Here is a 22,467-nt window from a genome sequence, read left to right on the forward strand (position 1 = left end):
GTGTCACATAATTTTGACACCCACATCATATAACTATAGTCACAGACTGAAAACAGTTTATACTGCTGTAATACGAGGAATACGAAGTCTGTGACTTATCTATGTCAAAGGAGGACATCTTGAAAAAGTTAAGAGCCATATTCTACAATACAACTATGTGCTTACCTATAGGATATATACTCGGTATTTTATTTTCATTAAGCAATAAATACCAGATGATGATTAACCTTGCCCTTGTTATGTATATCCCTGTAGCTTTCGGTATTATGCTCGGTATAGCTTTCAACAAAATAACAACAAAATATCTTTTCTTTGTATATGAAGGTATTTTGCTTGTCATGGCACTTGTTTTTGGCAAGCTTCCAAATATACTTTATTTAACTAAGGAAGCTCTGAATTTGCCTGCCAACGTATCTGTTAATTCTATGAAACTGCCATTTATAATCTTTGTGGTTGTTGTAAATATCATTAACATTTACATAACTCTTACACTTGGTAAATACCAGAAGATATATACCAAAGAAGAGCTTAAGGAAATTAAAGAAAAAGAGGCTAAACTCAGTGACCTCAGAGAAGAAAAAAGTGAAGAGGAAATTCGTGAAATCAAGAATAAGAGAAAGAAACTCAGATATATTGCCATTGCAGGTCTTGTAGTTTTCTTTATTGTTTACTTTGTTTTTGCAGACTTTAGAAATAATCTTAACAAAGCTTTTGCTACTATATCTAAACTTGATACAAATGTAGTTATAGACTATCTTAAGTCATTTGGTCCTCTTACTGCTGTTGTTTCCTTCATACTTATGATACTTCAGTCAATAGCGGCCCCTATTCCTGCCTTTCTTATCACCCTTTCAAATGCAGCTATTTTTGGCTGGGTTTGGGGAGCAGTGCTCTCCTGGTCTTCAGCAATGGTGGGTGCAGCCCTCTGTTTCTTCCTCGCAAGAGCACTCGGTAGAGACGTTGTAGAGAAACTTACAAGTAAGGGTGCTATGGAAAGCGTTGACGTATTCTTCGAAAGATATGGAAAGTACGCAATCTTAATTTGTCGTCTCCTTCCTTTTGTTTCCTTCGACTTCGTAAGCTATGGTGCAGGTCTTACAAACATGGGCTTCTGGGCATTTTGGATTGCAACAGGTATTGGTCAGCTTCCTGCAACCATCGTTTACTCCTATGTAGGTGGTACACTTTCAGGCGGCGCACAGAAACTTTTCGTTGGTCTGCTCTCACTTTTTGCCCTCTCAATTGTAATCGGAATAATCAAGAAGATTTATAATGACAAGCACAAGGTTGAGAAAGAAAAAGGAATTGAACTTCCTACTGAAGAATAATTAGGATATAAAATTGAATCTCTTAAAATTTTTAGAGCTGTTCGCAATATGATATGCGGACAGCTCTTTTTATGTATTATATTTATTTAATTCCAAATTATACATTGAGGGTTAATTTATACTACATTTGTAGTAAGCATTTTACTGTATATAATGTAAAATAAGCTCAACCGTAGCCATAAGTCCCTGAATATGGGTTCTTTCCATTCCATGTGAAGCTGCAACACCCGGTCCTATAAGGGCACAGCGTGTATCATAACCGGCTCTCCATACTGCAAGAGCATCTGAAAAGTACATAGGGTAAATATCTGTTACATAAGGGAGATTATGCTCCTTGCTAAGTGCAACCAACCTGCTTGTCATAGCATAGTCATAAGGTCCTGAGCTGTCTTTTACACAGATGGACACATTAGTCTCCTTGCAGGAAAGATCATCACCTATACAGCCCATATCTACTACAAGCAGCTCCTTCATATCACGTGGAAGGGTTGCACCGCCGTATCCTATTTCCTCATGTACTGAGAAACAGATATAGGTCTTATGTTTTGGCTTAATATTAAGCTCCTTGAAAATGGTAAGCAATGTGAGGAAGATACCCGCACAAGCCTTATCATCTATAAAGCGTGACTTAAGGAAACCTGACGAAGTAAACACAGTCTTTGTATCGTAGCAGACAAAATCTCCGGCAGCTATGCCAAGTTTTTCCACATCTTCTTTGCTACGGACTATCTCATCAAGGCGGATAACCATATCCCTTTCTTCTCTCGGATGAGTGTTGGCATCCTTAAATACATGTTTTGCAGGAGTTTCAGATATTACGGTTCCTTCGTATACCTTTCCTTCTCTTGTGTATATACGGCAGTATTCACCATCTAAGCTAGGAGTAACGGGTGAGCCAATTACAGTAAAGGCTAAATCACCATTATCCTTTATGGAACGTACCATAAGACCAAGGGTATCAAGATGTGCTGACATACCAAGAGGCGCGGTATCATCTTCACCCTCAATTTCTACAACCACATTTCCTGAGTTATTCTGAGTATACTTATACCCAAGGTCAGTTATCATTTTTTTAACCAGCTCTGTTGCATTATGAGTGAAGCCTGATGGGCTGTCCACTCCCATAAGGGTTTTGATGTTTTCAATCAAAAGTTCCTCATACTTTTTCAGTTCCATAGCGCAAACCTCCATAAATGTAAAAAATTATGTCAAACTTGTACAATATCCCAACAAACAATTTACCACATTTAGGAGTAATTGACAAGGAGTTCTAAAAGCAAAACTACAGTAATCGGTAACTAATTCAGCCTTGTAATAAATATATTGAGAAATGCCACATAAGTTTACTTATATTGGTATTCAAGATATATTCATCAATCTCCCTCAATAGCAGCCAAGGTAAGTATCCCGAGTATAACCAGTATAAGGAAGAAATACTGTAATTTTGTAAGTTTTTCCTTCAAAAATATTCTTGAAAGTAAGAGTGAGACCACACAAACTGCTGAAATGATAGGGGCTGCTATTGCTCCGTTGCCGCTCATTGCATATACATAGGTAAACTGTCCAGATGTCTCAAATACAGCCGCCAGTACCTTGTCACGCTGTCCTGAAACTCCAAATTTTACCTTCTTTATCCACATAAATATAAGTAAGATTACAGCACAGATTGCAAAGGTAAATTCATAGGAAGTATTTGCTACAGCTTCGATTGTATCCTCAGTTACATTTACAAGAGGCGAGAGTTCTATATCTAAATAGTAGATATCTAAAAATGAACCGATGGCATCTATAATAGCATAACAAAACGGCATGGCAAAGGCTATTATTGCCATCTTTTTCCCAAGCTTTTTCTTTCTGTCAGTATCTCCATGTCCTTCAAGGAAGCCTATTCCCAGGATACCAATCACGATAACTATGATGGCAACTACAGAAGTTCCCGAAATCACCTTGCCGAGAATAGCTACCGATAAGATTGATGTTATTGCGCCTGAGGTATTCTCAATCGGATCTGATATTGACTCCTCTATAAAGCGCATACCAAAAAACGATAGAGCCATAGACACTATATAGCAAAGCGACACAGGCAGGTAGCGTATCATATTGACAGGATCATAGTTTATATCCTGAGTTGCAAGTATAAAGGTGGCATGAAGCCCCATCACTATACCTACACATACAGCAATTTTAAGGTGAGAAAACTTCTCTTCGGGACGTGCTCCCTTCTTATAAAAGAGCTCTGCCAGGCCCCAAAGAAAGGTAGTTGCAAGTGTAAAAAATAACCACATAAATTTAATTCTCTTTCTATTTATATTTTAGCCACAATATGTTATCACAGATTATTTCCTACTGCAACACTATGCTTTGTTTTTATCAAAATACACTTCTTTCATTCTCACCCTGTCCTTACCCAAATAGATGAAAAATCTCTTTCCCTTTTCAACGCAGACTCCCACTATCCCTCTATATCCCCACTCCGCAAGCTTTTTCTCCTCAGAAACTCTAATTATATAATTCTCTTTACTTTTAGCTTTAATCTTCTTTATAGTTATCATAAAATATTCATTTTTTGATGAAGGATAAATAAGCCTTACTTCTCTGTTTCCCTCAATATATACAGGTAATGCTTCTCTTACAAAAGATGGTAGATCGGTATTTTTACCAATAGTTTTTTTGATTTTGCCATTTTCATCAATCAATAGAATCTTACCGTTTCCCGCTGAATCAGTATAATTTACCACAAAAACGCCTAAATTTTCTGACCATACCGCATTATAATTATAATATGAGGTTTTAGTTCCCTTTATTATATGCGGTTTTGTATACCTGCTCTTTTTACCGCTTTTACCCACAAAATCATTTTTCACAGGATCATATACAGCTGTACAAAGCAAGGCATACTTCTCATCTTTTATGAATCTCTGCCAAAGTAAAAGCACTTTTTTCTTTGAAGCTGCTGCCATAGGCCACCAGTCTCTGGTTTTTTCACCTACAGCTATTTTTTTCGTGTTTAGAATATCTCCTTTGGTAGTAAGTACAGTTACCCATACATCATCACCTGAACCTAAGTTATCTACTCCACCACCGCCTACCCAGCCCTCACTCCAAAATACAACATGTCTGTTATCAGTGGATGCGGCATGCCCTGAATGACCTCCTAAAGCTATAGTTTGTGGATATTTTTTTATTACATTCATATTTTCATCATAAACGGCGTATCTTTGCGCAAGCTCATTATCTCCTGCATTGTCTCCATCCTCAAAGGTTACAATGATTTTACCGTCTCCCGATACGGACGCACTTGCAGGTTCTTGTGCCTCATTTGCTTTTATCAAAAGTTTTTTACCTGAATTTATCTCCTCTTCATTTATATTTTCTGTGATTTCCTTATAGTAGATATCATGTTCCCAGGCCTCTTTTTCAGAATCTCCGCCATAATTATCTGCCCAGATTAAAAACCTCTTCCCATTTACGGGATTATTAATAATACTTAATCCATGTGCTGATTTTCTGTCATCTTCCTTAGCATAAATTTTTAACCCATAAGAAGCAAAATTAAATAAGACAGTTACAGATAAAATAACTGAAAATATATATTTTCTATAGTTTCTATATATTATGATATTTTTCATATAATGTTTTAACCCTTTTTTTCAACTATTATAACTAAATTTTTAATGAATATATAGCATTCCCATTATTATGTTTATTCTTTCATAAGTTGAATATAAATCAGTCAGATCCATTCCCTCCACAAACTGACTGAGCAACCGCACAGAATCATTTTCAGGAATAATTGTTTCAATATTTAGCGGAAGTTTTAGTTGATATATTCCGCCATTCAGGGTATAACCTTTGTGTGTTATAATGGTACTGAAACTGCAGGGAATATTGTTTTGAAATTTTTAACTTTAGCCATGATTAAATCTCCTTTTCTTATACATTTTTTCATTTCCTGCGCGCGCTACATTTTTTGTACAATCGTTTGCACATCATCTGTTTATATTATTATCATGATTTTATTTTTATTTCAACAAAACATAGATAAACTACAATTTTTTGCATATTGTCTGCAATATTTTGCACATATCAAGAAACTATACAGTTATAAATATTATCTTTTACACAAAACTTTAACTATTAACCCTCAAACCCTTTGAAATACAGGGATATTTGCAAGAGTACAAGCTGAATTTACTACCAATTTACTACTTTTAAGGAAAAAGCCTTGATGTGCTGTAAAAACTCTTGCAGATAAAAGTATTTTACCACAGATACGAAAGACATGTTATGGGAATCAAAATTAAATAGGAAATCGTAAAAGCGGTGATTTTTCGCCTCTGTCAAAGGAAGCATAAGGACACCGCTTTTTTCATGGCCATGTTACGAGGTTAAGGTATATACAGGTTTGAAATATAAGGCTTTCAGAGGGCGGTTTTGATAAAACAAGGGCAATATACCTTTTCTTTCAAAATCGCCCTTTTACTGCGTAACAAATCCCTTAATCTCTACAACAATGGAAATTCATTTTTTGCCAAAGATGGCAAAGAAAAATAAAAATGTAATTTCAATTCGCACTTGAAAAATTTTATCATCTAAATGGCATAAAAACGACTAAATAGAATATGCCTGAATGCAAATCTGATGTTATAATAGATAAAGAATATTAGTAATATCTAACTGAATAGAATTTAGAAAGGATTAAATTATTATGAGTAAACAGGAATCAGTAAACAAATTGAACGGACGAGACTTCATAAACATTGGCATTTATACAGCTATCTATTTTGTTATTGTAATGGTATTGGCTATGACAGGTCTTATTCCGATTTTTCTTGTTCTGTTATCATCCATGATAGGCATTATCGGTGGAATCCCGTTTATGTTGTTTCTAACCAAGGTGAAAAAGCCCGGCATGATCCTAATCATGAGTACGATTATGGGTATTTTGATGTTTATCACAGGTATGACTTGGATGCCCATCCCCTTTTCTATCGTTACAGGTTTGATTGCAGAGTTTATATATTTCAGCGGTAAATACAAAAGTATGAGGTCGGCTATTTTGACAGCGGGCATATTCCCGCTCTGGGCATGTGGAAACTATCTTCCGCTTTTTTTTCAGAGGGAGCAGTATTTTGCAAGCAGAACTAACTATGGTCAGGAGTACGCAGATGCGGTCATGAGATATACGCCGAACTGGATGTTCCTTATTCTTCTTGCTGCGACTTTAGCCTGCGGAATTATCGGCGGCTTTATTGGAAAAGCTCTCCTAAAAAAACACTTTGAAAGGGCCGGTATCGCATGAACAAGAAAAATTGCACACAATATAAGAAAAAGAGCCTATTTGATCCAAGAACAAAGCTCCTTCTCATATTCATGGAAGCAATTCTTGTTCTTGCATCTGCAGGAGGAGAGCGCCTGTTTTGGTTTAGAACCGTTTTCACAGTTTTACCTTTTTTATTGCTCGTTACAACAAAAAGATACAAGAACTGCATCATAGGCTTGATTGTAATTGCTATTATTTATATTTTGGAAGCCCTGATTTTCCCTTATGTAAGAGGGGTAGCGGCAAGTATTATGCTGATTGTAATCATGATTGTGGGACGATTCTTTCCGGCATATCTGACAGGTGTGTATGTCATCAATACTACTACAGTCAGTGAGTTCAAGGCTGCAATGGATAAGCTGCATATGCCGGACGCTCTGACAATCCCAATGTGTGTAATGTTTCGATTTTTTCCGACGATCCGTGAAGAAAACAACTCCATCCGTGCTGCCATGAAGATGCGCGGCATCCGTTTCGGTGGTGGAAAAATGATGCAGATACTGGAATATCGCATTGTACCAATGATCACCTGTACAGCGAAGATAGGGGAGGAACTATCAGCCTCTGCACTTACAAGAGGGCTTAGCAGTCAGAAAAAGAGGACAAATATCTGCCACATCGGATTCGGCAGGCTTGATTGGATGTTCTTTTTGCTTGTGGCAGCGATGTTGATTTACTGGGGGTTGGGGGTGTTTGCATGATTGAGCTTGAAAAAGTCAGTTTCTCCTATGACGCAACACCTGAAGAAAAAAGCCTGTCTAACCTTTCTTTAACCGTGAATACCGGAGAATTTGTTTTGTTAACAGGTCCCTCCGGGTGCGGAAAAACTACGCTACTCCGCCTCTTAAACGGCTTGATTCCGGAGTTTTACAGCGGAAATGTCAAGGGTATCATCAGGATAGATGGTCAGGATATTAAGGGACGAAGGATAGAAGATCAGGCGGGAAAAATCGGCACGGTCTTTCAAAATCCCCGTTCGCAGTTCTTTAATGTGGACACGACCAGTGAGCTTGCGTTCGGTCCGGAGAACTTAGGATTGCCGGAGGATGAAATTATAGCGCGCATATCTAAAACAGTTAAAAACTTTCATATTGAATCACTAATGAATCGGAGTATTTTTGAGCTTTCAGGCGGAGAAAAACAGAAAATCGCATGCGCATCTGTGAATGTGCTCCAACCGGAAATTCTACTTTTGGACGAGCCCTCTGCAAATCTGGACTATGAAGCGACTGATAACTTGCGTAAGATACTCCTCGCATGGAAAGATGCGGGAAAGACAATCCTTATTGCAGAGCATAGGATAAATTATGTATGGGATTTGGTGGATAGGGTGATCATACTGGAAAACGGATCTCTAAAAAAAGATCTGCATCACGGTGAAATAACCGGTTTTACAGAGGAAGATGCCGCGCGATATGGGCTAAGGTCAATGCAAAGAATTCCTCCGACAAATATGGTGAAAAAAATCGCGGAATGTGCTATGAAACCGGAAGAATGTATTTGCCTTAAAAATTTTCACTACTCCTATAACAAAAAACAGGAGATATATTCTATCCCTGAAATAAAAATTCACATAAATAAGGTTACAGCTATTGTTGGTGCCAATGGTGCAGGAAAAACCACATTTTTAGAATCAGTGTGCGGCATCCGAAAGAATGATGGCATCATGCTACTGAACGGAGTTTCATACACTTACAAAAAGCGAATCGGCATGATATTCATGGTTATGCAGGACGTGAACCACCAGCTGTTCACCGAGTCGGTTCTTGACGAGGTGCTTATAAGTCAGCCAAAGGAGAATAAGGAGGAGGCAAAAGAAATCCTTGCTGAGGTCGGATTGACATCCCTTGCAAACAGGCATCCTATGTCGCTTTCCGGCGGGCAAAAGCAGCGAATCGCACTTGCCTGTGCTATTGCCTCGAAGCTACCAATCCTGCTGTTGGATGAGCCGACGAGCGGACTGGGATATGCGCAGATGCTCGTTATAGCGGGCATTTTGAATAGACTGAAGGAAGAAGGAAGAACTGTAATTACTGTGACACATGACAGTGAGTTTATCAAGCACTGCTGTGACGATGTTATTCGTATGGAGGAGGCATAGCATGAAATACGACACCTCAATATTTAAGGGTTCAGAAGAGGATCCTAACAAAGTACCGGGCGCATTATGGAAAACCTTCCATAATTTCGGAGAGCTTGGTGAATACCGTATCCTTGCGCAGACAGAAGAATGCGTTGTCATACGACTTGAAAATGAGACTGGCGAGGGTGATATGGTTCTTTATCAGGTCTTTGACGGCATTTTTCTTATGTATAATGATTTTCATATGTCACAGTACCATTCTATATACCAAGCGGTGGATACAATGCTTGCAGTAGATTATTGCCGTGAGGGTAATATTACCATGGAGTTGGAGAACGGAAGATGCTGTATGAAAAAAACGGGAAATATCTGCATCGATTCGCGCGTCCACCATAAAGGCATGTCCTACTTCCCGACAAATCATTACCACGGCATTACAATAGGTTTTGTCAGCTCCCTTGCAGAAAAAGCCTTAGAAGAGAACGCGGCAGGTATACCAATCGATTTAAAGGCCATACGAAAAAAATTCTGCGACAATGACGGATACTTCATTATTCAAGAAAATGAGACCTTAAAGCGTTTGTTTACCGATCTGTATCGTGTACCGGAAAATGCGAAATTTCCATATTTCCGCACGAAAGTTTTAGAAATGCTGGTCTGCCTTTCCGTGATGAATGCAAGGGAAGCGAAAGATGGCGGAACTTACTTCTACAAGGATAAGGTTGAAAAAACACGGGCGGTACAAAAGTTAATCTCTGAAAACATAGATCGGGATTACACCATCAAAAATTTGTCGGTGATATTTGATATTTCACAGACAACGCTTAAGGACTGTTTTAAGAGCCTTTACGGGAAACCTCTTTATACATGGCTGAAAGAATATCGCATCGGAAGAGCCAGAGAGTATCTAACAGAACGTGACGATATGACCATTTGCGATATTTCAGAGGCGGTCGGGTACAAAAGTCAGGCGAAATTTGGTGCAGTTTTTAAGAAAATGTGCGGTATGACACCGAATGAATATCGAAATCAGAAACATTAAGCAAAGGAGGGATTTTGTTATGGATGCTGAAACTAAGAAACAGAAAGGAATACTGGATTACATCTTCCGGTTTGCGGGTGAGTACAAGGGTGCATATATCAAAAGCCTTGTTTTTGCCGTATTCGGCGTAGCATTTTCCCTTGCACCCTATGCGTTGATGGGAGATATGGTAAAGAAACTTTTATCGGGAGAGCAAAATTTTAATATTTATCTTATAGAAGGATTCGTTATGGCGATATTTTGGATTCTGCGTGTGCTTTTTCACACACTTTCCACTAAGACTTCACACAAAACAACATTCAAGTTGATTGGCAATGTTCGAATTGCACTTGTCGATAAGTTGTCACGTCTACCGCTTGGAACGGTACAGGGAATGCCATCCGGTGCACTTAAGAACATCATTTGTGAACGTACAGATTCAATGGAGCCGACTTTGGCACATGTCGTGCCGGAGTTTACAGCCAACCTCTGCGCACCAATCATGCTGTTCATCTATACTCTAACTGTCGACTGGCGGATAGCATTGCTCTCGCTCGCTACTCTTCCTGTTGCGGGGATTGCAATGGTATGGATGCTTAAGGACAGCAGTGTAAGATTTCAAAGAACGCAGGACACAACGAAAGACCTAAACGATACGGCGGTAGAATATATCGGCGGCATCGAGGTCATTAAGGCATTCGGAAAAGTACAAAGCTCGTATCAACGGTTTGCGGATGCCGCCAGAAAAAACTCAAACAGCTTTATTGACTGGATGTACAGTTGTATCGTCCCGTTCTCTCTTAGTATGGTAATCGCTCCGGCTACACTGCTTGCAGTTCTGCCAATCGGTGCAATATTCACAATGCATGGGTCCTTGTCACTTCCTGATTTCATTATGACTGTAATTCTCTCCTGTGGACTGATTACACCGCTTATTACGGTGATGAGTTATAACGATGATGTGACAAAGGCGACATCCATTTTCAGAGAAATCAACAATATTTTAGAACTGCCGGAACTCAAACGACCTGCTACGAGTATAACTCTGCCTGAAAACCATAATATCACTCTGCAAAATGTTCATTTCGGATATGGGGATAAGGAGATTCTTCACGGAATTGATCTCAACATCCCGGATGGCAGCGTTCTCGCTCTGGTGGGTCCGAGCGGCAGTGGAAAATCTACGATAGCGAGGCTCATTGCATCACTTTGGGATGTAAAAAACGGGAGCATTAAAATCGGGGGTGTCGATATAAGGGATATGTCCATTTCCGACTACAATACACAGATTGCATATGTTTCGCAGGACAGCTTCCTGTTTGATATATCGGTTCGTGAGAATATACGAATGGGAAGACCGTCTGCCACGGACGCCGAGGTAGAAGAGGTCTCAAAAAAAAGTGGATGCTATGACTTTATCATGGATTTAGAGAACGGCTTCGACACAGTCGCCGGTGGCAGTGGAACGCATTTATCCGGAGGAGAAAGACAACTAATTTCTATCGCACGGGCAATGATGAAAAACGCACCGATTTTGATTCTTGATGAAGCAACCGCTTATACTGATCCTGAAAATGAGGCTATTATTCAGAAATCGGTTTCCGAGCTTTCCAAGGGGAAAACACTGATCGTAATTGCTCACAGACTATCTACAATTATTGATTCTGATCAGATTGTTGTGATAAACGCCGGGAATGTTGAGGCGAAAGGTACACATACTGAACTTCTCGAATCTTGCGAGCTGTACCGAAATATGTGGGATGCTCATGTTTACGCAAAGGATGTAGATGAAATGGAAGGAGGTACACTGGCATGATTACAACCCTAAAGAAATTCTTTGATTTTTGTGATAATAAGAACCGCCGCATGTTTTATCGGGCACTTGCTGTCGGCGTGTTCATTGCCGTCTGCGAAGCGGCGAAGTTTCCGGCAATCTATTTGGTACTTGACGGATTCTTGTCCGATGCCATATCCGGTGGCAGAATACTTGTAGGGTTCTTAATTTTGTTTGTTTCTGTTATTTTGGAGTCCTTCTTCCGAGGCATTTCGACAATGCTGCAGTGCAAAGCCGGATATCGTGAATGTGCAGGAAAGCGCATTGAAATAGCGGAACATTTGAGATACCTGCCGATGGGATATTTTAATGAAAACAGTCTTGGTGAGATCACAACTATCACAACCAATATCATGGAGCAACTTGGCGATGTGGCAACCCGTGTTGTTATGCTTACGACGCAGGGGATTTTGAACACGGCAATCATTATGCTTTTAATTCTCGTTTTCGACTGGAGGATCGGTCTCATATGTATTGTCGGAATTGTAGTGTTTGCTTTTATCAATCGAGCCATGCGCAAAGCAAACGAGGAAACGGCCGTGAAAAAAGTGGAGATAGACACAAAGGTAATTTCCAGTGTTCTGGAATATATTCAAGGGATCTCGGAAGTGAGGGCCTACAACATGATCGGTAAAGCAAGAAAAAAACTTGACAATACCATTCGAGAGGCATCTAATACAAATACGAAACTTGAAATGATCTGTAATCGATATATTCCTTTCCAAAATATCGTGCTGAAGTTGACCGGTGTTTCTATCCTGATTGCCTCAATAGGTTTTCATCTGAACGGCACAATGGAATTGCTCACGTCAGTCATAATGATGATCATGTCGTTTATTGTTTTTTCCGGATTGGAATCAATGGGTGCGTATTCCTCGTTACTTCGAGTAGTTGATCTGTGCGTAGATCGCGGTAAGGAAGTACTGGATCTTGAACCAATGGATATTGCCGGTGATAGGGTTGTGCCGCAGACGAACAACATCAATGTATCTGACATCGACTTTGCCTATGATAAAAAAAAGATTATTGACGATGTATCGCTCTGTATACCCGAGAAAACAATATCTGCCTTTGTAGGCCCATCCGGCGGCGGAAAGACTACACTCTGTCATTTGATTGCACGATTCTGGGATGTGAGCAATGGTACAGTGTCACTTGACGGGAAGAATGTTAAAGAATATTCGATGGACTCCTTAATGGAGAACTTCAGTTTTGTATTTCAAAATGTGTTCTTATTCCATGATACGATTGCCAATAATATTCGCTTCGGGCAGCCCAATGCGCCGATGGACGATGTGATCGCCGCTGCAAAGAAAGCTTGCTGCCACGACTTCATTACGGCTCTCCCCGACGGATATGATACCATTATCGTGGAAAACGGTGCTTCTCTGTCCGGAGGCGAGAAACAACGCATCTCCATAGCGAGAGCTATCATGAAGAACGCACCTATTATCATTCTCGATGAGGCCACTGCCAATGTCGATCCTGAGAACGAAAAAGATCTAATGGAGGCTATTGAGGCGTTGACAAAAGAAAAGACAATTTTGATGATCGCTCATCGCCTAAAAACGGTACGAAATGCAGATCAAATCTTTGTTGTGGACAAAGGACGCATTGCACAGCGCGGAACACACGATGAGCTGATAAAGCAGGACGGTATCTACCTCCGTTTTGTCAATTCCAGGCGGAAGGCGATAGGTTGGAAGATTGGATAGTTTGCTCTCATGAGATGAATTATATAAACAGCGAACGACAATGATTACTATACCCCGTTTGCTGAAATAAAACACAGGTGCAAATCAGAGAAGATACGGAGTTAAAAAATTTTCCTCTGTTCTGTCCAAAATGCAAACAGGAAATACATACTAATCAATGTCAAAAATTTTAATGTATCAGTCATCAAAGAGCCAGAGAAAAGACGGGAGATATGCTTACAAATATACAGATACCTTTGAAAAGCCGCAGTTTGTGTACGCATGGAAATTAGTTCCTACAGATAAGCCACTAAGAGTAGGCGTGAGGATAAATCCTTTTGACTTTCATATCAATACAGTTATTGAGGACGGCACCGAACCGAAAGTACCTCTTTCACCCACGCAGGAAGAAAGCCTGCTTTCCTTTTCTATACCAATATGGCAAATGCGGGAATGAATCCGAAAGCCTTACAGTATCTTATGGGGCACGCCAACATTACCATGACCCTGAACTATTACGCACATGCCAATTTTGACAGCGCACAGGCGGAATTTCTCAGACTGGCGGCTTAAAGGGAAAGAGAGGTTTTACTACTTCTTTACTACTTTTCAAAGCCAAAACACAAGCAGATTTAAGAAAATATGTGAGTATCTCCCGATACACAAAATGCCGAAAATGCCTGAAACAACAGGCTATACTGGCATATAAGAACTTTTGAAAAGTTAGTTAAAAATCATATTAGAGTTTACACAAAAATTTATGTTTTCTCTATATTAATTATATATATAATGATATACTATATATACAATTTTTTGCATTATAATGGAGGAAACTATGGCAACCTTAAAAGATGTAGCAAAACTTGCAAACGTAGACATAAGTACTGTTTCCAGAGCTTTAAATAACACCTCTTATGTACATCCTGATACAAAGGCAAAAATACTTGATGCTGTAAAAACTCTCAGTTACAGACCAAATATCATTGCACAAAGCCTCAAACAAGGCAAAAGACATACTATAGGAGTAGTGATTCCCAGACTTTCATTTTCTGTATTCGCAGATATAACCCAAGGTATAGAAGAGACAGCACATAAAAGGGGCTATGAAACTCTTATTTGTAATACTAATGATAATATAAATACCGAAAAGGATTGCCTGAACAGGCTTAGAAACGGTTTCATAGATGGACTGATTATTGCAGGTACTGGAGGAAATAACCGTATAATTAGAGATTTGGTAAGCAGTGATATACCTGTTACCCAAATTGTTAGGAAACAAGATCTTCGTATCAGCAGCATTACTGTAAACTACGAAAACTGTGGTTATGAGGCTGTGAAATATCTTGCTGGAAAAGGAGCAAAGAATATAGGATTAATCAATGGTTCTATGAAGTTAATGCCATATAAAGATAGATATATGGGCTACAAACGTGCACTTGAAGAGCTTGAATTGGAAGAAACTACCGCTGAAATTCCCAATATTAATGTAAACAGCTTTGAATACGGATATAATTGTGCCCTGAAACTCATAGACTCCAATTCATCCCTTGATGCCATTATGGTCGCTGCAGATATACAAGGTATAGGTGCGATGCGTGCAATTCTTGAAAATGGACTTTCAATCCCTAACCAAATTAAGCTAATAAGTCTTACAGGCCACAGCATAGGAAGTATGCTGTGGCCTGCTATGACTGCCATGGAAATGCCCGGTTTTGAAATAGGAAGCCAAGCAGCAACCATGAATATAGATGAGATAGAAAATCTATCTAAAAAAGACTTGCCTAAACATTTAACTTTTTCTTCAACCCTGATTGAAAGAGAAAGTTGTTAGTTTTCATCAATCTCCCTCAATAGCTGCCAAGGTCAGCATTCCGAGAATAACCAGCATAAGGAAGAAATACTGCAATTTTGTAAGTTTTTCCTTCTGTCAGTATCTCCATGACCTTCAAGAAAGCCTATGCCCAATTAATTTATCCCAAATCAGGCTTAATCCCCCATACTCTCAAAAGATTCCACAGGTTTTCCATCCACAATCTCCAAATATCCCTTTCTGCCTTTAAGTGTAATATTGGCATATCCATCCCTTATCACAGTTGCAGTATCATACTTAAATTCTGTTATAGGCTTGCCGTCTTTATCTATATATCCCCATTTTCCGTCTTTCATTACATTTACATAGTCATCTGAAAAGAAACCTCTATCATCATATATTGCAGGAATACATAGTATGCCTTCCTTGTTGATAAACCCATATTTTCCCTTGATTCTTACTGCAGCACGGTCATTCATAAAATCCTCTAAATAACCATACTTAACAGGTATCACTTCTTCACCTGTAGTATTTATAAACCCCCACTTCTTACCCTTTCTTACTTTAGCCAAACCAAGAATGAAGCTTTCCGTTTCATCATACTTAGGTTCAGTTATAAATTCTCCTTTTTTATTTATAAATCCAAACTTTCCTTTAGTTTTTACACTCGTAAATCCTTCACTGTAAAAAAGGGCGGCATCATATTTTACCGGTACAACTACTTTTCCTGTTTTATCTGCAAAGCCCCATTTATTGCCTTTTTTCAACTTAGCCATTCCTTCAACAAAAGTATCAACAGCATCATATTCTATCGGTATTATAACTTTGTTCTTTTTGTTTATCAGTCCCCACTTACCGCCGTTCTTTTGGACTTCTGCAAAGCCATCATTAAACGGATAGATAAATTCATATTCGGCAGGGATAAAGAGTTTTCCTTTTATATTTACGATTCCGTATTTCCCATTAAGCACGACTACGGCATTCTCTTCAATAAACTCTTCAATTTTATCATACTTAATGGGAACTATAACTTTTCCCTTTTTATTTATTACTCCAACCTTCCCGTTTAATTCTACCTTTGCTGTTTTCCCATTATAAAAACTCTCCGCATTATGATACTTGAGAGGAATTACCAGCTTGCCTTTTTCATTTATATATCCCCAATAGTTTTTCCACCTTACTGCCGCCAGTCCACCGTAAAACTCTTTTTGTTCGTTGTATTTCTTTTTCGTTGCAGCCTGAGTGCTTATCTTAAATGTCTCCCCGGTGCCTATTCCCTGTACCATTCCTGTTACAAGCCCTAAACTCAGTATGGCAGCAATCACTTTCCTTTTTAATTCATTCTTCATTATTTTCCTCCTTATTAATATTCTGAAAATATATGTTAAATGTAAATATTTTTAGATATTTTTATTTTAGCACATTATAAGATTTTTGTAAAAGAGTTTTATACCTTTCTTGCTATTCTTCATTATTCGTGCAAAATATTGATTTATTCGTGCAAATAAAGTATAATATATTAAATAGAGTATAGAGAGGAGATGATTATATGGCTGCCAATACAACAAATATCAGCATCCGTATGGATTCTGCTTTAAAAACGCAGGCTGATAAATTATTTAGCGAACTGGGCATGAACCTATCAACAGCATTCAATATTTTTGTAAGACAGTCACTTCGTGAAGGTAGAATTCCCTTTGATATTTCATTAAATCAGCCAAATCAGGATACAATAGAAGCTATGCTGGAGGCAGAAAGGATTGCAAAAGATACTTCGGTAAAGGGATATACTGATTTGAATGAACTATTTGCAGATCTTAAATCATGAAAAAAACTAAATATATTGTTAAGTACACAAATAAATTCAAAAAAGACTTTAAACTAGCTATTAAACGTGGTCTAGATATTAGTTTATTAGAGGATATCATCGCAAAACTTTCAATGGGTGAAACTCTACCGGAGAAAAATTTAGACCATAATTTAACCGGAAATTGGATGGGCCATCGTGAATGCCACATTCTACCTAACTGGCTGCTTATTTACAGAATTGAAGATAATGTACTTGTACTAACTTTATCAAGAACCGGAACTCACAGTGACCTGTTTGGAAAATAAAATTTAATCAAAAAATAGTCCCCGGGGAAGTTCAATTTCCCCAGGGACTGATTTCTGCTTATAAGTTATATATGATACTTATTTAATCTTTTTTTGAAATCTTCTATCATAGTATCAAATACACCTATCTGGTGCGAAAGTTCCTTAATCTGCTCTATATAAGAGCCAACGCTTATATTTACCTCACTTACTGCCTCTGAATTCTCGTCAGCTATTGTTGTAAGCGTTTGAATATTCTCAAAGAGTTCGGAGATAGACTCTGCCTCGCTCTTAAGTTTCTGCGAATTGTCAATCATAAGCACAGACACAGCCTGTAAGTTATCATTTGATACCTGTGATATATCCACAGCTTTATCCAGTGATTCATTTTCAGTAGCAAGCACTTTATACTGATTGTCTATACCTGATACAACCTCCTTCATATTAGACACAAAGCCTGTAAGATTCCGGTTTATTTCCTCAACTGCATTATCTGTCTCTACCGAAAGTTTTCTTACTTCCTCCGCCACAACCGCAAATCCTTTTCCTGCCTCTCCTGCCCTTGCCGCCTCTATGGATGCATTAAGCGCAAGAAGATTTATCTGGTTTGCTATGCCTGAAACTATGGATACTATCTGAACCATCTTGTCTGCATCATCCTGGAGGGCTGCACCGCTTTCTCTGATTGTACCAAGCCCGTCAAGAACTCCGTTTATCTCGGAGGCAGTCTTTTTAACTCCTGAAAAGCTTTCCCTGATACCGTTCATGGCATCTTCTATCTTTGCCTTATTATCCTGACTTTCCTCAGAAATTTCAGTAATATTGTTTACACTTCCGTTCAATACATTTACAAGGCGTTCCGTCTCACTTGCCTGTCTGCTTGTATCGTCTGTAACCTTATTCATAATACCTTTAATATTATCAGAGGTATTCATCATATTACCTGAAATATTACCCAAAGAAACATTAAATCCATGCATCTCATCTACTACAGCATTGAAGTCAATGAAATCCTTTTGCACAGTCTCTTTAACCTTAGTAATGTCTCCGGCAAGCTCCTGATACTCATCTCCGCTTTCAAGTATCATATGACTGATAAATTTTCTCTGTTTTAAATCATTTAGTTCTTCCTGTACTTCTTTTATAGGTCTTGCAAAAATCAATCCCAGTACAGCGGGCAGAATTCCCGAAACCAAGGTAACTACTACCGGTTCCCAGCCAAGTCCAAAGGTGGCAAAGCTTGCTATTCCGACTCCCAGCATTGTGAACAGCGAAGTTTTATACACTGAACTTTTAATAAAGCCCAATGAGAGAATCTTATTTAACTTATATGATTTTGTATAAGAAATAGGTTTAGAGAATGTCAATTCTATTTTAATTTCAGGGCCGTTCTTACTTATGAGCTTCACCTCAACTTTTTCATTAAAGTGTTCAAATACTCCTTTTAGAAGTCCCATAAGATAATCACCCATCTGTCTTTTTGAGCGGTAAACAAGTAAGGCGGTGTTGGAATCTGTCGGGCTCAGGTCAAGTACCGGAGGAGTTGCACCCTTAAATCTTTTCATAACTATTGCATGTACATCATTCATTGACTTAAGAAAGTGATATGCATTTTCATGTCTGAAAAAGCCGGGATAGAACTCAGCAAAGGTTCTGATATTTTCCTTACCCATTATTTCCCAAATCTGTTCGGTATTCTTGCCGACTTTCTGTCCAATAAAATCAACCATTCCTACTGCCATCTTGTCGTCTACATCTTCAAGCGGAGAAAAAATATGGTCAGGCTTTAAACCATATTTTTCAAAAGCCTTATCTACAATATCATCTCCGAAAAGTCTTCTTCCTGAAGTCATCCAGGAAGCTACAACAGTACCTTTCATAAGTCATTTCTCCTCGTATAATATTTTTTCAATATAAAATAAGTATGCTTAAATAAAAATCAATTCAATTCAATCCAATATAGAGGTTAATTTTTCTTATTCTTATTATAAAAATACATCCAGATTCCCATAGCAAAAATTATAATATAGCCTAAAAAGCTATACATATCCGGAAGTTGATTCAGGAACACAAATCCCAAAACAGTTGATATTATTATCTGATTGTAATCATAGATGGATATTTCCTTGGCGGGAGCATAGAAATATGCTTTTGTAATTGAGAGCTGTCCAACCGCTGCCGCAACTCCGCTTAAAATTAACATACAAGTCTGATAAAGGCTCATCGGTGTAAAACGGACAATTAAAAACGGAAGGCAAACCAGGCTGGAAAAGGCTGAAAAAAAGAACACAATTAACTTTCCGTTTACTCCTCTTTTACCAAGTGCCCTGACCATAGTATAAGCAGCTCCTGCACCTACTCCTCCCAAAGCTCCTATAATTGCCGGGAATATAGCCACATTACCGGTAGGCTTTATAATAAACATTGCACCCGCAAAGGCTCCGAAAACCGCTATTCCCTGAAATATGCTTATCCTTTCTTTTAATATAAAAAAGGAAAATATAATCACAAAAAACGGAGCCAGTTTATTCAACATATTTGCATCTGAAAGTTTCAAATGGTCTAAGGCATAAAAATTACAGATTAAACCTGCCGTACCGAAAGAGGCTCTTAATATAAGAAACAGAAAATCACCTTTATTAATGCGTATTTTTTCTCCTAATTTCTTAAGTCCCGCTCCCGCTATAAACACAGGAACTATATTTCTAAAAAATGCTTTTTGCATGGTAGGGACATTTCCCGCAAGGTTGACAAACAAGCCCATCAAAGCAAAGCCTGCACCTGCTAAAAGAATGAATAAAATTCCCTTCTGCTTATCAGATATGTTCATTCATTATCCCTCTTTTGCTGTAAGAATTTTTGCATTAACCACGATGAATCAGGGAAGCATTTAACTGCAATTATTGAAGATATAACTCCCAAAACTATACCTCCAAGTACGTCACTTGGGTAGTGTATGCCTACATAGAGCCTTGAAAATCCCATTAAAGATGCCAGCACAAGAGCTATAATTCCGTATTTTCTCTCCATCACCATAAAAACTACCACAGCAAGTGCAAAGGCACTGCCTGTATGCCCCGACGGAAAAGACAAGTCATTGGCCTTTCCTACTAACAACGTAAGTCCGTCAATCGCATCATAAGGTCTTATTCGTGCCACCCAGTTCTTAAGGATAAGGTTGGTCACTATAAATTCCAATATAAGTGATATAGTCATAAGAATCCCTACTTTTCTGAGCTTCTTAAAATATAGGAATAAGGCTATAATTACAAAACATAATATGCCCGAATTGTTTGACAACGTAAACGGAATTAACAATGCATTAAGTATAGGATTTCTCACATATTCCTGTAAAAACAGGAGAATATTACTGTCTAAATTCATTAAGTTTTCTATCATTCACTACCTGAACCTGACCTACAGAGAATTTACCTTCTCTACAAACCTAAGTATTCCCTTTCTTCCGTTTTCATCATCCTTATAGACACCCGCATCTTTAAGCACTTCCGAGAACACAAGTCCTATCTCCTGTCTGATGATTTCTTCTGCATTATCTTTGTTAAAATTTTCATATTTAGCCATAAATTCATCCACCCAGTCAGCATGCTTTGCAAGTACTTCATCTTTTCTTATATCTTTACCCTCAAGAAGAGCTGTTCTTAAGCTGTCCATTTCACCTTTAAGCCTTCCCGGAAGAACTGCAAGTCCCATAACTTCTATAAGACCTATGTTTTCCTTCTTTATATGGTGAAGTTTGTCATGCGGATGGAAGATACCAAGAGGATATTCTTCTGTCGTTCTGTTGTTTCTAAGCACAAGGTCAATCTCAAAGTCAGAACCTCTGCGCCTTGCAATAGGGGTGATAGTATTATGAGGCTCCCCGTCACTTTCTGCAAGTACATCTACCTCTTCATCAGAGTATCTTCTCCAAGTCCCAAGTATTATATCGGCAAGTTCTGCTATTTTATTATAGTCAGCACCTGTTAATCTTATAACTGACATAGGCCAGTTTACTATTCCTGCCTTAATATCTTCATAGCCCTTAAATTCCACTTTTTCTCTGAGTTCTGCCCTCGCCATAGGGAACTCGTAGTTTCCTCCCTGAAAATGGTCATGTGTAAGGATAGAGCCTCCGACTATAGGCAAATCAGCATTGGAACCTGCCATATAATGTGGGAATTTCTCTGTAAATTCAAGGAGCTTAAGAAAAACTGCCTTGTTTATCTTCATTGGTACATGACCTTCATTTAATATAATACAATGCTCATTATAGTACACATAAGGGGAATACTGTAAGAAATAATTCTCTCCTCCGAGTGTTAAAGGTATGATTCTGTGATTTTCCCTTGCAGGCTTGTTCATATCACCTGCAAAACCCTCATTTTCCCTGCAAAGGAGACATTTTGGATAACCTGTCTGAACTAACTTCTTAGCCGCCGCTATAGCCTTAGGATCTTTCTCAGGCTTTGACAAATTGATGGTGATGTCAAGCTTTCCATAAGGTGAATCTGCCTGCCATTTCACATCTTTTACTATCCTGTCTTCCCTTATATAATTAGTAGCCTTGCTGAAGTCATAGTACCAGTCCGTGGCTTCCTTAGGACTTTTTTCCAGCAGACTTTCAAATTTCCTTATTATATCCGAAGGCCTGCCAAGTAAGCAGTCCATAAGCTTTGTGTCAAAAAGATCCTGTTCTGTGATTGAGTCACTTACCAATCCCTTTTCCATGGCAAATTTTAATATATCACTGAGAATATCCGAAAGCTCCTCTTTGCATTCCCCTATTTCGCCGTTTCCCTCGTAATCGGAAAGTTCCAATGTATATAAAAGCTTGTTCCTTGTATAAGAAATATCCTCTTTCTCAAGCAAACCTTTTTTAAGCCCGAAGGCAATTAATCTGTCAATAGCATTATAAATCATAACTGTTCTCCTTAGTAATCTTAATTAATCTGATATTATTCAGGCATCTCTAGCGTTTACCGCCTAATGAACAGGATTATTCAAACTTCGTTTCTTGCAATCCTAATATATATTATCTACAATTATTAACTTAGGTCAAGAACTAATTTATCACCAAATCATTCCATAAACCTGTGCCATATTGGATAAATAATTTGGACTTGTTTTATCGCCATGAAAAAAGGAGCTGTCGCACCGGGAAAAGATATACAAAATGCTGTGAACAGTTAAACCATATTTTGCAGTGTTTCCCTTTAATGCGACAGCTCCTAAACAGTTAATAATGTACAACCTATCGTTACACGATAATTTATCCCAAAT

At 38.4% G+C, this 22,467-nt stretch carries 19 protein-coding genes and 3 pseudogenes; 13 read left to right on the forward strand and 9 right to left on the reverse strand.

Annotated features, from left to right (window positions below; translation table 11 throughout):
- The first annotated feature begins 602 nt into the window (after positions 1 to 602).
- Positions 603 to 1,328 carry a TVP38/TMEM64 family protein gene (locus tag GCWU000282_RS17495; protein ID WP_408605496.1) on the forward strand — a complete coding sequence of 242 codons (726 nt, stop codon included), beginning with the start codon at positions 603 to 605 and terminating at the stop codon, positions 1,326 to 1,328.
- Positions 1,329 to 1,469: 141 nt separating this feature from the next.
- Here GCWU000282_RS17495 and GCWU000282_RS05990 read toward each other — a convergent pair whose 3' ends face one another.
- The 4 genes and pseudogenes from GCWU000282_RS05990 to GCWU000282_RS17500 all read right to left on the reverse strand — a co-directional run.
- On the reverse strand, positions 1,470 to 2,504 hold the full coding sequence (locus GCWU000282_RS05990) for a M42 family metallopeptidase (protein ID WP_035039654.1): 1,035 nt from the start codon (positions 2,502 to 2,504) through the stop codon (positions 1,470 to 1,472).
- A 197-nt stretch (positions 2,505 to 2,701) separates the two neighbouring features.
- Entirely contained in the window at positions 2,702 to 3,613 is a 912-nt protein-coding gene (locus GCWU000282_RS05995) for a DMT family transporter (protein ID WP_023354144.1), read from the reverse strand.
- Between the two features lie 69 nt (positions 3,614 to 3,682).
- Entirely contained in the window at positions 3,683 to 4,957 is a 1,275-nt protein-coding gene (locus GCWU000282_RS06000; protein WP_023354145.1) for a hypothetical protein, read from the reverse strand.
- Between the two features lie 66 nt (positions 4,958 to 5,023).
- Positions 5,024 to 5,194: pseudogene (locus GCWU000282_RS17500) on the reverse strand (IS5/IS1182 family transposase); the annotation flags it as partial.
- An 842-nt stretch (positions 5,195 to 6,036) separates the two neighbouring features.
- Here GCWU000282_RS17500 and GCWU000282_RS06005 point away from each other — a divergent pair.
- The 10 genes and pseudogenes from GCWU000282_RS06005 to GCWU000282_RS06040 all read left to right on the forward strand — a co-directional run bounded on the left by GCWU000282_RS06005 (position 6,037) and on the right by GCWU000282_RS06040 (position 15,114).
- The gene (locus GCWU000282_RS06005; protein WP_023354148.1) at positions 6,037 to 6,630 is read left to right on the forward strand and encodes an MptD family putative ECF transporter S component; all 594 of its coding nucleotides are present in this window, start codon (positions 6,037 to 6,039) and stop codon (positions 6,628 to 6,630) included.
- Positions 6,627 to 7,352, forward strand: coding sequence for an energy-coupling factor transporter transmembrane component T (locus GCWU000282_RS06010; protein WP_023354149.1), 726 nt, complete (start codon positions 6,627 to 6,629; stop codon positions 7,350 to 7,352). The genes GCWU000282_RS06005 and GCWU000282_RS06010 overlap by 4 nt, the downstream gene beginning before the upstream one ends.
- Complete coding sequence (locus GCWU000282_RS06015; protein WP_023354150.1) at positions 7,349 to 8,752, forward strand: ABC transporter ATP-binding protein; 1,404 nt, start codon at positions 7,349 to 7,351, stop codon at positions 8,750 to 8,752. Before GCWU000282_RS06010 ends, GCWU000282_RS06015 begins: the two co-directional genes overlap by 4 nt.
- Before the next feature lies 1 nt (position 8,753).
- Positions 8,754 to 9,776, forward strand: a complete 1,023-nt coding sequence (locus tag GCWU000282_RS06020; protein WP_023354151.1) for a helix-turn-helix domain-containing protein — start codon at positions 8,754 to 8,756, stop codon at positions 9,774 to 9,776.
- A 19-nt stretch (positions 9,777 to 9,795) separates the two neighbouring features.
- Positions 9,796 to 11,571 (forward strand): ABC transporter ATP-binding protein, encoded by a 1,776-nt coding sequence (locus GCWU000282_RS06025; protein WP_035039656.1) that lies wholly within the window; start codon positions 9,796 to 9,798, stop codon positions 11,569 to 11,571.
- Positions 11,568 to 13,304, forward strand: coding sequence for an ABC transporter ATP-binding protein (locus tag GCWU000282_RS06030; protein ID WP_023354153.1), 1,737 nt, complete (start codon positions 11,568 to 11,570; stop codon positions 13,302 to 13,304). The genes GCWU000282_RS06025 and GCWU000282_RS06030 overlap by 4 nt, the downstream gene beginning before the upstream one ends.
- 77 nt (positions 13,305 to 13,381) lie before the next feature.
- Positions 13,382 to 13,514: pseudogene (locus tag GCWU000282_RS17630) on the forward strand (cysteine-rich KTR domain-containing protein); the annotation flags it as partial.
- Positions 13,462 to 13,590, forward strand: a pseudogene (locus tag GCWU000282_RS17680) (integrase DNA-binding domain-containing protein); the annotation flags it as partial. The pseudogenes GCWU000282_RS17630 and GCWU000282_RS17680, both read left to right, overlap by 53 nt.
- Positions 13,591 to 13,736: 146 nt before the next feature.
- Positions 13,737 to 13,856 carry a tyrosine-type recombinase/integrase gene (locus GCWU000282_RS17030; protein ID WP_023354155.1) on the forward strand — a complete coding sequence of 40 codons (120 nt, stop codon included), beginning with the start codon at positions 13,737 to 13,739 and terminating at the stop codon, positions 13,854 to 13,856.
- A gap of 262 nt (positions 13,857 to 14,118) precedes the next feature.
- Positions 14,119 to 15,114, forward strand: a complete 996-nt coding sequence (locus GCWU000282_RS06040; protein ID WP_035039657.1) for a LacI family DNA-binding transcriptional regulator — start codon at positions 14,119 to 14,121, stop codon at positions 15,112 to 15,114.
- A 155-nt stretch (positions 15,115 to 15,269) separates the two neighbouring features.
- Here the strand turns inward: GCWU000282_RS06040 and GCWU000282_RS06045 are convergent, their stop codons facing one another.
- Complete coding sequence (locus tag GCWU000282_RS06045; RefSeq protein WP_023354157.1) at positions 15,270 to 16,442, reverse strand: WG repeat-containing protein; 1,173 nt, start codon at positions 16,440 to 16,442, stop codon at positions 15,270 to 15,272.
- 200 nt (positions 16,443 to 16,642) lie between these two features.
- On the opposite strand from GCWU000282_RS06045, the gene GCWU000282_RS06050 reads away from it, so the two are divergent.
- Together GCWU000282_RS06050 and GCWU000282_RS06055 are read left to right on the forward strand one after the other, a co-directional pair.
- Entirely contained in the window at positions 16,643 to 16,921 is a 279-nt protein-coding gene (locus GCWU000282_RS06050; RefSeq protein ID WP_023354158.1) for a type II toxin-antitoxin system RelB/DinJ family antitoxin, read from the forward strand.
- On the forward strand, positions 16,918 to 17,208 hold the full coding sequence (locus GCWU000282_RS06055) for a type II toxin-antitoxin system YafQ family toxin (RefSeq protein ID WP_023354159.1): 291 nt from the start codon (positions 16,918 to 16,920) through the stop codon (positions 17,206 to 17,208). The genes GCWU000282_RS06050 and GCWU000282_RS06055 overlap by 4 nt, the downstream gene beginning before the upstream one ends.
- A gap of 65 nt (positions 17,209 to 17,273) precedes the next feature.
- Here GCWU000282_RS06055 and GCWU000282_RS06060 read toward each other — a convergent pair whose 3' ends face one another.
- The 4 genes from GCWU000282_RS06060 to galT all read right to left on the reverse strand — a co-directional run bounded on the left by GCWU000282_RS06060 (position 17,274) and on the right by galT (position 22,107).
- Positions 17,274 to 19,067 (reverse strand): heme NO-binding domain-containing protein, encoded by a 1,794-nt coding sequence (locus GCWU000282_RS06060; RefSeq protein ID WP_023354160.1) that lies wholly within the window; start codon positions 19,065 to 19,067, stop codon positions 17,274 to 17,276.
- Positions 19,068 to 19,153: 86 nt separating this feature from the next.
- Positions 19,154 to 20,017 (reverse strand): DMT family transporter, encoded by an 864-nt coding sequence (locus GCWU000282_RS06065; RefSeq protein ID WP_023354161.1) that lies wholly within the window; start codon positions 20,015 to 20,017, stop codon positions 19,154 to 19,156.
- Positions 20,014 to 20,586 carry a phosphatase PAP2 family protein gene (locus tag GCWU000282_RS06070; RefSeq protein ID WP_023354162.1) on the reverse strand — a complete coding sequence of 191 codons (573 nt, stop codon included), beginning with the start codon at positions 20,584 to 20,586 and terminating at the stop codon, positions 20,014 to 20,016. The genes GCWU000282_RS06065 and GCWU000282_RS06070 overlap by 4 nt, the downstream gene beginning before the upstream one ends.
- 18 nt (positions 20,587 to 20,604) lie before the next feature.
- A complete protein-coding gene (gene galT, locus GCWU000282_RS06075; RefSeq protein WP_023354163.1) occupies positions 20,605 to 22,107 on the reverse strand; it encodes a UDP-glucose--hexose-1-phosphate uridylyltransferase in 1,503 nt (500 codons plus the stop codon).
- Positions 22,108 to 22,467: the final 360 nt, after the last annotated feature.

The sequence above is a fragment of the Catonella morbi ATCC 51271 genome (genome assembly GCF_000160035.2).
Lineage (GTDB): Bacteria > Bacillota > Clostridia > Lachnospirales > Lachnospiraceae > Catonella > Catonella morbi.